Source organism: Bacillus sp. T-10(2022), from assembly GCF_056502895.1.
The window spans coordinates 5,253,276-5,268,187 of sequence record NZ_CP113518.1 but is presented as its reverse complement, the minus strand read 5'-3'; the positions used below and the strand labels follow the sequence as shown (position 1 = coordinate 5,268,187).

Genomic DNA, 14,912 nt, shown 5'->3' with positions numbered 1-14,912 from the left:
GGAATTTTTCATGGCAGTAAAAGTTGGTATTAATGGTTTTGGACGTATTGGACGTAATGTATTTCGTGCAGCATTGAGTAATCCTGGGGTAGAGATTGTTGCTATTAACGACTTAACGGATGCTAATATGTTAGCGCACCTTCTTCAATACGATACAATTCATGGATCTCTTAATGAAAAAGTATCAGTTGATGGGGATTACCTTGTTGTTGATGGTCATAAAGTCAAAGTATTGGCTGAACGTGACCCTGCACAATTAGCATGGGGTGAACTGGGAGTAGAAGTGGTAGTAGAATCTACAGGACGTTTCACGAAACGTGCAGATGCAGCTAAGCATTTAGAAGCTGGCGCGAAAAAAGTAATCATCTCCGCTCCTGCATCTGATGAAGATATCACAATCGTCATGGGTGTAAACGAAGACAAATATGATGCAGCTAACCACCATGTAATCTCCAATGCTTCTTGTACAACGAACTGCTTAGCTCCATTTGCTAAAGTGCTTCATGAACAATTCGGAATCAAACGCGGTATGATGACTACTGTTCACTCTTATACAAATGATCAGCAAATACTTGATTTGCCACACAAAGATTATCGCCGTGCACGTGCAGCTGCCGAGAATATCATTCCTACAACAACTGGGGCAGCAAAAGCTGTAGCACTTGTTCTTCCTGAACTTAAAGGGAAATTGAATGGTATGGCAATGCGTGTACCTACTCCAAACGTATCTGTTGTCGACCTTGTTGCAGAACTTGAAAAAGACACAACAGTTGAAGAAGTAAATGCAGCATTCAAAAAGGCTTCTGAAGGCGAATTAAAAGGAATTCTTGAGTACAGCGAACTTCCGCTAGTATCAACTGACTATAACGGTAACCCATCATCATCTACAATTGATGCCCTTTCCACAATGGTAATGGAAGGAAACATGGTTAAAGTATTATCTTGGTATGATAATGAAACAGGATACTCTAGCCGTGTGGTTGATTTAATCGACTATTTGGCTAAAAAAGGATTGTAATTAGAATAATAAAAAAACCTCACCAAGGTGAGGTTTTTTTTATCACACCTCTAAAAAAACTTGGCAGAAGATGATATTATTAGTAAGTCATTAATCAGTCAAGCGTTTACATTTCTTGTTTTTGGATAATTTCCTGGAAACCGACTATAATGAAAAAGAGAAAAGGGGAGTTGGGAAATTTACCCTCTCCCTTTTTGACTAAAGAAATCAAAAATATGATAACGATATCTAAGGAGGTTCTTGGATTATGAATAAAAAGTCGATTAGAGATATTGAATTAAAGGGGAAACGCGTATTTTGCCGTGTCGATTTCAATGTGCCGATGCAAGACGGAAAGATTTCGGATGATACGAGAATCAAAGCTGCACTGCCGACGATTTCCTATCTGACAGAACAAGGCGCTAAAGTCATCTTAGCCAGCCACCTTGGCCGTCCTAAAGGACAAGTCGTAGAAGAATTGCGTCTAGCACCTGTTGCGGAAAGACTTAGCGAACTTAGTGGCAAGGATGTACAAAAGGCAGAAGAAGCTTACGGTGAGACCGTTCAATCAATCATTGATAACATGCAAGATGGCGAGATCCTGTTGTTGGAAAACGTTCGTTTCTATCCAGGAGAAGAGAAGAACGATCAAGAATTGGCGAAGTCATTTGCTGCACTTGCTGATGTTTATGTTAACGATGCATTCGGAGCTGCGCATCGTGCACATGCTTCAACTGAAGGAATAGCGCACCATCTCCCAGCCGTTGCCGGATTGCTGATGGAAAAAGAGCTTTCTGTACTTGGAAAAGCCCTATCCAACCCAGAACGTCCTTTTACAGCTATAATTGGCGGAGCAAAAGTAAAGGATAAGATAGGCGTTATCGAAAACCTTTTGGAAAAAGTCGATCACTTGATCATCGGTGGCGGACTGGGTTATACATTCATTAAAGCGCAAGGTCATGAAATCGGTAATTCCTTATTGGAAGAAGACAAAATAGAATTGGCCAAATCGTTCATCGAAAGTGCAAAAGAAAAAGGCGTAAAGCTTCATTTGCCTATCGATGCAGTCGTTACTGCTGAATTTTCACCTGATGCAGAAACAGAGAATGTCGATATCGATGCTATTCCAAATGATAAAATGGCTCTTGATATCGGTCCAAAAACAAGTGAATTATTTGCGGATGTAATCAAAAGTTCCAAGCTTGTCATTTGGAATGGACCAATGGGTGTATTCGAGTTCGATAAATTTGCGAATGGAACGAAAACCGTTGCTAGAGCCTTGGCGGAAGCAAACGATACGTACAGCATTGTAGGCGGAGGGGATTCAGCCGCAGCTGCAGAAAAGTTTGGCTTGGCAGAAAAGATGTCCCATATTTCAACTGGCGGCGGTGCATCTCTTGAGTTCATGGAAGGCAAAGAGTTGCCTGGCGTTATGGCCTTGAACGATAAATAAGATTTAAACCGTTACATATTTCAACATTAGAAGGGATGAGAAACCAAATGCGTAAACCGATTATTGCAGGAAACTGGAAAATGAATAAAACACTATCTGAAGCGACTGCCTTTTTAGAAGAAGTGAGCAATTTGATTCCGAAGCAAGAGGTAATCGATACGGTTGTTTGTGCTCCAGCTTTATTTTTGGATCAGCTGGTTCAAGCAGCAAAAGGAACCGATGTGAAGATCGGGGCGCAGAACATGCACTTTGAAGAAAGCGGTGCTTTCACAGGAGAAATCAGCCCAATCGCATTGGCTGATCTTGGTGTATCTTACGTCATACTTGGTCATTCTGAACGCCGGGAAATGTTCAACGAAACGGATGAAGCCGTTAATAAAAAAGCTCATGCCGCTTTTGCCCACGGGTTGACCCCGATCGTTTGCTGCGGTGAAACACTTGAACAAAGGGAAGCTGGCGAAACGAATGATTTCGTAGGCAGCCAGATTGAAAAAGGCCTAGCAGGATTATCTGGCGATCAATTGAAACAAGCCGTTATTGCTTATGAGCCGATTTGGGCGATTGGAACAGGAAAATCGTCATCTGCTCAAGATGCTAATGAAGTTTGTGCGCATATCCGCTCGGTTGTTGCCGACAAATTTTCAAATGAAGCAGCTGCAGCCATCCGCATTCAATACGGTGGCAGTGTAAAACCTGAGAATATTAAAGAGTACATGGCACAACCTGATATAGACGGTGCCTTGGTTGGCGGTGCAAGCTTGAAATCCGATTCATTTTTACAATTGCTGGAGGCTGGTCACTATGAGTAAGTCGCCTGTGGCACTTATCATCTTAGACGGTTTCGGCTGCCGTAACGAGGAAAAGGGAAATGCTGTTTTTCATGCGAAAAAACCGAACTTTGACCGTTTTTGGGAACAGTATCCGCATTCCCATTTAACTGCAAGCGGGGAAGCGGTCGGCTTGCCTGCCGGTCAAATGGGGAACTCGGAAGTGGGTCATTTGAATATCGGGGCAGGACGGATCGTTTATCAAAGTCTGACCCGTGTGAACCTTGCTATCCGTGAAGGTGAGTTTGCCCAAAACCCAACTTTGGTCGATGCCATGAGTCATGCCAAGAAAAAAGGCACGGACCTTCATCTTTTCGGTCTTCTTTCAGATGGCGGCGTGCACAGTCATATTGATCATATGTATGCCCTGCTGAAATTGGCCGCTAAAGAAGGAGTTAAAAATGTATATGTACATGCATTTTTAGATGGTCGTGATGTCGGGCCGAAAACGGCGCAAGGTTATATTAAGGAAGCGGAAGCGAAAATGAAGGAAATCGGTGTTGGACAGTTTGCGACCATATCCGGAAGATATTATTCGATGGACCGTGATAAGCGCTGGGAACGTGTGGAGAAATCCTACCGTTCAATGGTGTATGGTGATGGCCCAGCTTACTCTTCCGCGATGGAATGTGTCGAGGATTCCTACGAACATGGTATTTTTGATGAGTTCGTGATACCTTCAGTCATAACGGCGGAAGACGGTAAACCGGTGGCGACGATTAAAGATGATGATGCCGTAATCTTTTATAACTTCCGTCCAGACCGGGCGATCCAGATTTCCAATACGTTCACGAATGAGGATTTTCGCTCATTTGACCGCGGCCCTGGACATCCGAAGCATCTCCATTTTGTCTGCTTGACACATTTTTCAGAAACAGTTGACGGATATGTTGCATTTAATCCGACAAATCTTGATAATACATTAGGGGAAGTACTTTCCCAAAACCAGCTTACTCAGCTTCGTATCGCTGAAACTGAAAAATATCCGCATGTGACGTTTTTCATGAGCGGCGGACGTGAAGAGAAGTTTCCTGGTGAAGAGAGGATTTTAATTAATTCTCCGAAAGTCGCTACATATGATTTACAACCGGAAATGAGTGCTTATGAAGTAACGGATGCATTGGTGGAACAAATTGAGGCTGACCGTTTTGATGCCATTCTCTTGAATTTTGCCAACCCGGACATGGTTGGTCATTCAGGGATGCTTGAGCCTACCATTAAAGCGATTGAAACAGTGGATGAATGCCTAGGCAGGATTGTCGATTTAATCGTCTCAAAGGGCGGTACAGCTATCATTACCGCTGACCATGGGAACGCTGATGAAGTCGTAACGCTTGAAGGCAACCCGATGACAGCCCATACTACGAATCCCGTTCCTGTCATTATCACTAAAAATCAGGTAACATTAAGAACAGGTGGTATCTTAGGCGATTTAGCTCCAACGATGCTCGATTTGCTTGGAGTCGAAAAACCTGTTGAAATGACAGGGAAATCCCTATTATCTAAATAAAATTGTGAATAGGAAAAGGAGAGATTTATAATGCCGTACATCGAACATGTATATGCACGCGAAGTGCTAGATTCCCGTGGTAACCCAACAATAGAAGTAGAAATCCAAACAGAGTCCGGATACTTCGGACGTGCAATCGTACCATCAGGTGCTTCAACAGGAGAACACGAAGCGGTTGAGCTTCGTGACGGAGATAAATCTCGCTACCTGGGTAAAGGGGTACAAAAAGCAGTCGATAATGTAAATGATATCATTGCTGAAGCTGTCATCGGTTTGGATGTAACGAACCAAGCAGGCCTTGACCTTACTATGATTGAATTGGATGGCACTGAAAACAAAGGAAACTTGGGAGCTAATGCAATCCTTGGCGTATCAATGGCTGCTGCCCATGCCGCTGCGGAATTTTCAGGTTTACCATTGTATCGTTACCTTGGAGGGTTCAATGCGAAACAACTTCCGACTCCAATGATGAACATCATTAACGGCGGATCACATGCCGATAACAATGTTGACTTCCAGGAATTCATGATCCTTCCTGTAGGAGCTCCTAGCTTCAAAGAAGCAGTTCGTATGGGTGCAGAAGTATTCCATGCCTTGAAATCCGTCCTTTCTGCCAAAGGCTTGAATACGGCAGTCGGCGATGAAGGCGGCTTTGCGCCAAACCTTGGTTCAAACCGTGAAGCGCTTCAAGTCATCATCGAGGCAATTGAAAAAGCTGGCTACAAAGCAGGCGAAGATATCTACCTTGGCATGGACGTGGCTTCATCTGAATTCTATAACAAAGAAACAGGCAAATATGATCTTGCTGGCGAAGGCCGCAATGGTGTTACATCCGAAGAAATGGTAGCTTTCTATGAAGAGCTAGTGAATGAATTCCCTATTATCTCCATCGAGGACGGCCTGGATGAAAATGACTGGGATGGCCACAAACTTTTAACGGAACGCATCGGTTCTAAAGTTCAGCTTGTTGGTGACGATCTTTTTGTAACGAACACGAAAAAATTGGCTGAAGGCATCGAAAAAGGCATCGGCAACTCCATCCTGATCAAAGTGAACCAAATTGGTACACTGACTGAAACGTTTGATGCAATCGAAATGGCTAAACGCGCAGGCTACACTGCAGTCGTTTCCCACCGTTCCGGTGAAACGGAAGATGCAACGATCGCTGATATCGCCGTTGCAACAAACGCAGGACAAATCAAAACTGGTTCCATGTCCCGTACGGACCGTATCGCTAAATACAACCAACTTCTTCGCATCGAAGACCAGCTTGGTGACTTGGCTGTATATGGCGGCTTGAAATCTTTCTATAACTTGAAGAAGTAATCTTTGCTAGAAGTTATAAGGGTTGAATTTAGTCGTACAAGGCAAATTCAAGGGGCTTGAATTAAGTCATACAAAAACATGAACCTTGTCGTACAGTTTGTTGCTTTTAACCTCCTATTTATATGTGGATATCCGCATTAAATAGGAGGTTTTTTTATGTTTATTAAAGATTTGCTGAAGGAGTTTACATTTGATTTGCAGATTAATAACTACTCTAAGAGGACGATTGAAACGTACAATTACAATGTCGGTCAATTGATTAATTTCTTGAAAACACATCATGATATTTCAGATGTTGAGGATGTTTCCTCCTTGCACATTAAGAAGTTTATTCAATATCAAAAAGAAATAGGGAACAAGTCTAACTACATTAATACAATAATTAAGTCTTTGAGGGCTTTTTATAGTTATTTAGTTAATGAGGAATACGTCAGTTTCAATGTATTAGGAAAGATAAAATTGTTAAAAGAGGACAAGGTCGTTATCAAAACATTTACAGACAAGGAAGTAGCTAAGATGATTGAGGTATATGACTTTAAGAGTTACTTAAACGCACGTAACAAAGTCATTATTGCCATGTTCGTTGATACAGGTATAAGAATGACTGAGTTAATCAATATACAGTCTGGTTGGATTAATGAAACAAATATTAGAGTGTTTGGTAAAGGTTCAAAATGGCGTTATGTTCCGATTAGCTTGATGTTGAAGAAGTACATGATTAGATATGAGCGGATAAAAGAAGGCTATTTTAAAAATAAGAAATTAGATCATGGAAATTACTTCTTATCAAGGAGCGGAAGACCTTTGACAGGTGTGCAAATTCAGAATGTTGTTAGAAATGCAGGTGTCAAAGCAAATGTAAGAGAAGATATTAGATGTAGTCCGCACACGTTAAGACACTACTCTATTCAATCTAACTTGAGGAATGGATTAGACTTATATAGTTGTTCAAGGATTGCGGGACACGAAAATATTCAAGTAACTAAGAGGTATTTGCAAGGGCTGGAAACAGAGAATATTCTAGAACTAGCATCAAAATCTAGTCCTTTGATGAATTTGTAATCGTATGTTTGTTGAAACTCCATTGCTCTTCTCGCAAAAGGGTATATGTATTCCCCGATGGGCAACCGCATGGTTGCTCTCTTTATTTTATCCTGAAGAGGGGAAGAGACTTTGTTAATCATCATCTCACTCATCATAAAATGGTAGGTAGCAGGTTAATCCACATAAAACGTTTTATATAATCTCCGATGCGAAGCGAGTATTTGCTACTCTACAACCAACCAAAACACCTACTTTCCAAGTATTTATAACAATAATCTCGAAGCACGTATACCGCACTATTGTTTTCCGTAAATACCATTGTTTCTTTGATTTACCACCATACCCATAAATTACCTATAAAAAGTTCTTGGTGGACACTTTTACGAGATTCCCTTGATTTTTTCTGACGGACTTTGCAAAAATCAGCAATTTTGGGTTTTGTATAATTGAATTATAGATATGAAACTGAGATGAAAGTATCATGCTAAGTTTGAGCAGTATCTAGACCAAAATAAGCAATCCAAAACAAATCGAATAAAAGAAAGCGGGGTGATGAAGTTGCTGAAAATCGTAGTGTCGGGCAATGATATATTGTCGAGAGTGAGGGCTTATACTAGCTTCAAATATCATTGTCAAATCAAGTTTTTAGATTTAAATTTACTGACATTCAAAATCATCAAGATCAATTGAACAAAAAAAGCGGTCTGTACTTCTATCATATAGATGGAAGCTTAATGTACGTGGGAATAAGCGATGACTTAGGTTTCAGGTTTTATGGTGGATATCTTAAAGAAGATAGTAAACAACATCGTAATTCTAAGCTAATGCAATTGATTGATTCAAAGCCAAATGAAATTGAGGTAATATTCAAGACCATGGATAAGGAATTGTTAAAGGAAGAAGAGACTAAAATCATTCAAGATTATATTCCCCTTTGCAATGAGAAAGAGAATCCTAGATATCAAGTACGTCCAATTCAAAAGGTGATTGGTAAAGTTGTGAATGAAACCAATCGTGAATGGACGTTCGCTGCAATGAGAGAGAAGCTTTTCAAAAAATGGCGTGGTCAAGTTTCGTTTCAAAGAATAGATGAAGCACTTAGTGATGAAAAGAATAACTTAGGAAAATATTGCAGTAAGAAACGAGGACAAGACATACTAATGCCCAAGAAAAATTGAGTACTGAGTTTTGAGTGTCATTTTTGAAGGTTCTAGTACCTCGAATCATCAATAAAAAGCGAATGAATCAAGGGGAAAAAAACTGTACCGAATCGGGGTACTAAGTACTTTATATTAAGAGGTCGATTCGGTACAGAAATTTATAATATGAATCATCAAAAAAAATAAGGGATACTTGAGCATTGAAATGTTCATTTTTGAAGCCCGAAATTAAAAGGACTGAATTACATGGCTGCCAAAAATAGCGAATCTTAGTCATGAGAAAAGGGAATTATATTGAAGCAGGAATTTACATTAGTAGAATTGGTTAAGAAGTATGGATCAAAGGCTCAGAAAGCATCGTTAAAGAGAAACAAAGGTAATCTTACAGGGAAAGAATTTTCTCTCCTCATTAAATCAGTTGAACAAGAGTGGGAATCATACTCGGTTGAAGGTAGAGGGGCAAAGCGGATTATTACATGCAGCGGTAAACGCTCTAAAAAGGCTAAACGAGTTGATAAGCGATCTAACAATGGACAGGGACAACTTGTTGGTGAATTTGAATTGAACTCGCTTGTGGTAAACTATCTGATTCAGAATAATAATAAAGTAAGACCTATGAGTGCGACAAAATGGATTACTGAACTAGGTATCATTAATGGAAAACTTATTGGTGCATTATATGGTGCTAGAGGTAAACACCTAGAAAAACTGCAAGAGCAGTTCAGCAAAGAAATTATGGATTTCAACAAGGATGATTCAGATATGGATATGTTAGATGAGTTTCTTCAAGTATCATTGAAGCATATGAAATCAAGCCTTGTATCAGTGTTTGGCAAGTTGGCTAAGGTAGAAATCATCATCCATCGGGTGGAAAGATGGGGATGTACAACCAAAAACAAGCATAGGAAACTAACATCAAATGAGATTAAAGAAATAGATAATATTAGAGGTAGTCTGCTCACTTTGTACGGACTTAAAGGTTCTGACCTGTTCATGACAAACAAAAAAGAAGTTAAGGCTTTCAAGGTAGAATTAGACAAACAATTAGAGGATGAGTTGGGACTTAAATTCTTTTATGATGCACATTACTGCGTAATCCCAGAAAGTGAGTTAGGATTACGAGATTATCTAGATAAAAAGCGAGAGAAAGGTGACTTAGACTTTACACATAACCTAACAGAGCAGTATGCACTAATCATGATAGATATGTTCAAGGACATGCACAGCAAGCATTCATTAGAACTTGCTAGGGGTAGGCAGAAAAACACCACTAACAATTCTGATATAGATAGAATCAAATGCTTAAAGATAATGACGCAATATGCTCCAATGTGGGAACTACTATTGAAGTACTTTGGATGCACGAGCAGTATGAAATTAAATACATCTGCAGTTGAAGAAGCAGCTCCAACTACAATCGAAGTTGATGGAGTTGAGTTTGAAGTTGCTAAAGAATCAAAGAGAACTAATCCTTTAGCACAGTTCCAAGCTATCCGTATGATTGCTGAAATGAATAAGGAATCAATAAGAATCACAGGCGTGTCTTTTAATTGAGGCTCGCCCCTTTTTGTATATTGGAGCGGAGGTTTGAACAATTAGTCGGAATTCAAATCATCGTAACACAACAACTAATAAAACTGTGATTTTATTGTATGGTAAAATGAACTATAGATTGTAAAATTTGCACTAAAAATGCTTCTTTACTTCAATAAGGACTTTGTTTATCGAAGGAAACCAAAAAGAACGAAGGGGTTTTATTTTACCAATAAATGTAACGACCTGAAGGCAGACCTATAAGTCTGCCAATTTTTTATGATTTTTTTGTAACGAAACTTACTTTACTTAGTCTTAATTATGAAAGGAGGTAGAAATGTGACAGAGTTTGAGAGTATATACAATCAATATTTCCGAGATGTTTATTCGTTTGTATTATCGATAAGTCGTAACGAAAAGATTGCTGAAGAAATAACGCAAGAAACATTTTTCAAGGCTTTAAAAAGCATTGATAAATTCAATGGCAATTGCAAAATCAATGTTTGGCTTTGTCAAATAGCAAAAAACACATACTTTACCTATCTCGATAAACAAAATCGATATGATACAGATGATATACCAGAAAAAATAAGTGAGAATAGTATTGAAGCAATGATAGTAAATAAAGAAGAAACCTTCCGTCTACATAAGGTCTTACATCGCTTAGAAGAGCCTTATAAAGAAGTTTTTACATTAAGAGTGTTTGGCGAACTGTCCTTTAAACAAATAAGTCAACTTTTTGAGAAAACAGAGAGTTGGGCAAGGGTCACATTTCACCGAGCCAAAGGTAAAATTCAAGATTTGCTGAGGGAGGAATAGAAATGAGTAAAGTGTCATGTGAAATAATTAAAGATATGCTTCCGTTGTATTATGATGATGTATGCAGTGATGATAGCAAAAAAATGGTAGAAGAACACCTTGTTGAGTGTCATAGTTGTAAAACCGAATTAGATAGATTAAAAGTTGACTTTAAATTACCGAAAGAGGAAATCGAAATAATTAGAAAAGATAGTAATGTTATAAAGAAAATTTCTTCTTTCTGGAATCGTTCAAAAGTAAAATCCTTTGCTATAGGTGTTATCATTTCTGTGATTTTGGTTTCACTTATCTCTTTTGGGTATTATTATTTATTTCATTTAAACACAGTTAACGTACCAACAAACGTGGTAGAAATATCGCAAGTAAGTCAATTGTCGGATGGCAAAATTGTTTATTATGCGGAATTAACAGATGGTTATGCTTTAAATGAAATCGCATATGATATGGATGATAACGGGAACTTTTATATGACCCCTTTACGACCAATAATAAAGAAAAAAGCACAACCACCATATGGATTGGCGAAGGGTTATGACTTTTTTGATATTGAAGGTCAAGAAATGAATCGTGACGGTGCGAAGATAAAAGCCTTGTATTACGGAACTCCAGAAGATAATATATTGATTTGGAAAAAAGGTATGAATTTGCCTCAAGCAAGTGAAGAAATAGAAAATATGTTTCACTTTGAATAAATTAAGGGTGTTTTCTTCTTCAATTAAATGACAGCGTTTCTGTAATAAGCGGGAACGCTTTTTTCTTGTTGTGCTAATGGCAAGAGTAGCGGAAGCATAGTAAGTACATCAGCAATCACACCCCTAGACGCTCAGAATGGCTCGTGATGACGTTAAGGGTCTTCTCTTCTCTCTCCCCCTTCCGCATATTAACGTCCTACAAAAGATTGAATCACAAGACATTGCAAAACTGATGTAGAGTTACTGTTTAGTGTATTGGTGATACAGAAGCCACACGCATCAACAAACAAGCATTCGGTAAATTTTCGACACGACTCAAGTATTCGCTTCGATTTAGGACGGTAAAGTAATAAAAATCGAAGTGAAAACCTATTCAAGTTCGAAAATGGTATCGATAGCAGAGATGAGCCTTTTAAGTGATATCAAAGGAAGGATACCGCTTTTATCATGTTGTTTTCGATAAGTTATATGTAAATTTAGAGCGTGCCTTAAGTTTACAAATGATAAGCAGTACAAAATCGTAAATCTGAAATCTAAATTCTAATTAATTAACAGTTTGTAAACAAATATCTAGAGTCTATTTTTACAATGTGCTATTCTTGATTCATCAGATACATACGGAGGAACTATGAACATGAACATAGCATATATCAGAGTGTCAACAGTTGAACAGAATGAAGCAAGACAAGTTGAAGCAATGAAGCAGTATAACATAGATAAGGTGTACCAAGAAAAGGTGTCTGCTAAGAATACAAATAGACCTAAGCTACAAGAGATGTTAGATTTTGCAAGAGAAGGAGATACGATCTACGTTGCAGACTTCTCAAGATTAGCACGCTCCACAAAAGACTTGTTAGAAACAGTCGAACTATTAGAATCAAAAGGCATTCAACTTGTATCAATTAAAGAGAAAATCGACACTTCAAGTCCAAATGGAAAACTAATGTTAACTATGTTAGGTGCAATTAATGAGTTTGAAAGAGCGAACATGTTAGAGCGACAACGTGAAGGGATTGCTATAGCTAAAGCAGCAGGAAAGTACAAAGGACGAAAAGAAGTATCGATCCCAGACTTCGACAAGCAATATCAAAGATACATGAATCGAGAAGTATCGAAGTCTCAGCTTGCAAAGGAATTAGGTGTATCAAGACCAACATTAGACAAGTTAATCAAAGAGCATCAATAGGTGAGTATTTATAGGGACTTCCAGAAGAAGTCTTTTTCTTTTATGGGTAGGGGGTATTTACCACATATCAAAACCTCTTTGACTATAGAATTAGTACTGGGTAGGTAAACGCACACACCACAAGAAATACAAAAAATAGTCGGAAATGTGTTTTTTGGAAAAAATATAGGTAAATATTGAGAATGTTAAGTATAATATAGTCAAGTCAAAAGATGGAGTGAGAGGTATGGAGAATATTAAGACTCGTGCTGATCTTGAGTTCCAGTTCGATGCGGTACTGAACAATAATTATAAGGATATTAAGACATCAAATAAATTCAGTTATGGTCGAAATGCAGTGAAATCGTACGTAGTAGAAACACATATATTTAAAGATCAACTTCCTAGAGATCAAATCTTATCATCAATACTTTCCAGAGCGAAGGAAGTAAATTCTCAAACAAAGCTTAACGAAACCCATGAAGAATCATTGATTAATTTAGAAACAGACCACTTGAGCCTTTACTTAGATATAGCGAATCCTAGATACATAGTGTTTCACTCAGCAAATTCAACAAAAAAAACTGATCCATTTATAAAGAAATTTTACAGTGCTAATGGTTATGATAGCATTTGGCTACCAGTGCCTTTATTGTTACAAACGACCGACTTCGGAAGGTTTTGGGGAATGGGGGTATCGTTTCAACAGGCTTTAGAAGAACCAAAAGATGATGAAGTAAATGGACTTGATGATACTCAAGATGTTTCATTAAGCGTGAAAAGACATTTTGCAAAGACATTTTTTGAAACGCTTATAAAATCAGATATAAACAGTATGCTTGGTATATCTAAACTCTCTATATTAAGGGGAGAGCGGGAAAAAAATTCAGATGAAGATAGTAAGTTTATTATTGATGATATTAAATACAATGGTAAGTTGACTGCTAAAGGCAATTCATTTTCTAGGCATTCAAGGTTGGTTTATGAACTAGTGAATTTGTATGGCGGTGTTATTGATAAATTAGAAACTTATGCTTTATCTTTTGAGGAAGGTTATATGGCTGGAAATCCCTTTACTATTACCTTTAGTAAGAAAATTGATCCTGCCAAGTTAGTTGATTTAATGTTCAGTGGTAATGAACCCTTTAGGCTCTGGGGTATTGAAGATGTAATTGGCGACAAACAGTACCGTGTTTATGCAGTGGATATTCACAACGGAAACATGGGTAATAAACTAACTTTTGAAATAACTTCGGATTATATTAGAGTTTCTTTACCAAAACACTCATGTGGTAACACTTTGCTTCGGTTATTTGCAAATTTAAACCATTATGTTGATGCGATGGCTAGAATGGAGGTGGTTGATTATGAGATTAAAGTCGACATATCTAGAACAAGACTTGGTTAACATCCTAGCAAGTATGACTTTTGATATACCTGGCTATCCACGTCACTTCTTTGAGACAGGTTACAAAATTGAATTCATTGAAAAAGAATTCGATGTAACACAAGATGGAAAGGTAAGGGAACTTAAATTTGATATTGTATTAAATAATTATGAGAAGAATCACTCCTTAGCATGTGAATGCAAAAGTGGAGGAACAGAGCCAGACCAATTAGCAAGGTACAAAAAGCTAAAATCAGAAGAGTTGGTAAGAGTTGGTGGAGTCTCCTCTGGTGATCCTTCATTACATACCCATGATATTACTTTAGTGTTCAATGAGGTTTATACAGATCAAATCAGCGAAGAGACAAGAGATTATAATTTCAATGGTTTATCGGTTTTGAAGGATTCGGAAAACCCAACAATAATTGAATTGAAGATGGGAAACTTTCAAGATGATGATCTTGCTGCTTATTTTACAGAGCCAATAAGGTATCCTAATTTTGTACATGAGGTCTTCAAAGTAGGTGGTCAGACTCCAGTATTTAAGTATTTAAAGCTAACTGCCACAGAATTGGTTTCACTTTCTCTTACTGGTAAAGAGCGTTTTGACGTTTCCGATCTTGCTCCTGGAGTTACTTCATCAGTTCCAGGCTTATATAATCCTGCTAGGATTGGGGAACAAATGCGTAAGGATATTGAAAACAAAATAGAGAAAGCCTTAATTGAAGGAAGTATCTACGAATTGAATGAATATTTCACTTGGGATAAGAGCCTTAAAGCTGGAAAATTACTAAAGATTAAGCCAGGATGTAAGCCGATAAACTTCAAACATTTTAGAGAACAAGCTGATAAAATGGCAGAGAGATTGAGGAAAGGCGAAACACCACCTGCTATATTTAAGCGAAAGAAAACAGCGGCACATCCAGACCAAACTGCTTTGGATCTTTTCCCAAGTTAATGTAGCGAATTGCCATATGGATTTCAAATTCCGCTGACTTA

General features: G+C 38.2%; 13 protein-coding genes. All 13 read left to right on the top strand.

The window, feature by feature from the left end:
* Window positions 1–10 precede the first annotated feature (10 nt).
* The 13 genes from gap to OSJ91_RS26050 all read left to right on the top strand — a co-directional run bounded on the left by gap (window position 11) and on the right by OSJ91_RS26050 (window position 14,871).
* Entirely contained in the window at window positions 11–1,018 is a 1,008-nt protein-coding gene (gap, locus tag OSJ91_RS26110) for a type I glyceraldehyde-3-phosphate dehydrogenase (RefSeq protein WP_133351126.1), read from the top strand.
* Between the two features lie 247 nt (window positions 1,019–1,265).
* A complete protein-coding gene (locus OSJ91_RS26105; RefSeq protein WP_350300532.1) occupies window positions 1,266–2,450 on the top strand; it encodes a phosphoglycerate kinase in 1,185 nt (394 codons plus the stop codon).
* 47 nt (window positions 2,451–2,497) lie between these two features.
* On the top strand, window positions 2,498–3,259 hold the full coding sequence (gene tpiA, locus OSJ91_RS26100) for a triose-phosphate isomerase (RefSeq protein ID WP_350300531.1): 762 nt from the start codon (window positions 2,498–2,500) through the stop codon (window positions 3,257–3,259).
* Window positions 3,252–4,787, top strand: a complete 1,536-nt coding sequence (gene gpmI, locus OSJ91_RS26095) for a 2,3-bisphosphoglycerate-independent phosphoglycerate mutase (RefSeq protein WP_350300530.1) — start codon at window positions 3,252–3,254, stop codon at window positions 4,785–4,787. Before tpiA ends, gpmI begins: the two co-directional genes overlap by 8 nt.
* A gap of 30 nt (window positions 4,788–4,817) precedes the next feature.
* Entirely contained in the window at window positions 4,818–6,113 is a 1,296-nt protein-coding gene (gene eno, locus OSJ91_RS26090; RefSeq protein WP_034309992.1) for a phosphopyruvate hydratase, read from the top strand.
* 156 nt (window positions 6,114–6,269) lie between these two features.
* Window positions 6,270–7,175, top strand: coding sequence for a tyrosine-type recombinase/integrase (locus tag OSJ91_RS26085; RefSeq protein WP_485890710.1), 906 nt, complete (start codon window positions 6,270–6,272; stop codon window positions 7,173–7,175).
* A gap of 611 nt (window positions 7,176–7,786) precedes the next feature.
* Window positions 7,787–8,335: a GIY-YIG nuclease family protein gene (locus OSJ91_RS26080; RefSeq protein ID WP_485890709.1), complete on the top strand. Its 549-nt coding sequence runs from the start codon at window positions 7,787–7,789 to the stop codon at window positions 8,333–8,335.
* Window positions 8,336–8,611: 276 nt separating this feature from the next.
* On the top strand, window positions 8,612–9,871 hold the full coding sequence (locus OSJ91_RS26075) for a hypothetical protein (protein WP_485890708.1): 1,260 nt from the start codon (window positions 8,612–8,614) through the stop codon (window positions 9,869–9,871).
* A 318-nt stretch (window positions 9,872–10,189) separates the two neighbouring features.
* Complete coding sequence (locus OSJ91_RS26070; protein ID WP_485890707.1) at window positions 10,190–10,669, top strand: RNA polymerase sigma factor; 480 nt, start codon at window positions 10,190–10,192, stop codon at window positions 10,667–10,669.
* Between the two features lie 2 nt (window positions 10,670–10,671).
* Complete coding sequence (locus OSJ91_RS26065; RefSeq protein WP_485890706.1) at window positions 10,672–11,361, top strand: zf-HC2 domain-containing protein; 690 nt, start codon at window positions 10,672–10,674, stop codon at window positions 11,359–11,361.
* A 634-nt stretch (window positions 11,362–11,995) separates the two neighbouring features.
* Window positions 11,996–12,547, top strand: coding sequence for a recombinase family protein (locus tag OSJ91_RS26060; RefSeq protein ID WP_485890705.1), 552 nt, complete (start codon window positions 11,996–11,998; stop codon window positions 12,545–12,547).
* A gap of 226 nt (window positions 12,548–12,773) precedes the next feature.
* Window positions 12,774–13,934, top strand: coding sequence for a hypothetical protein (locus tag OSJ91_RS26055; protein WP_485890704.1), 1,161 nt, complete (start codon window positions 12,774–12,776; stop codon window positions 13,932–13,934).
* The gene (locus OSJ91_RS26050; protein ID WP_485890703.1) at window positions 13,894–14,871 is read left to right on the top strand and encodes a hypothetical protein; all 978 of its coding nucleotides are present in this window, start codon (window positions 13,894–13,896) and stop codon (window positions 14,869–14,871) included. The genes OSJ91_RS26055 and OSJ91_RS26050 overlap by 41 nt, the downstream gene beginning before the upstream one ends.
* The last annotated feature ends 41 nt before the right edge of the window (window positions 14,872–14,912 follow it).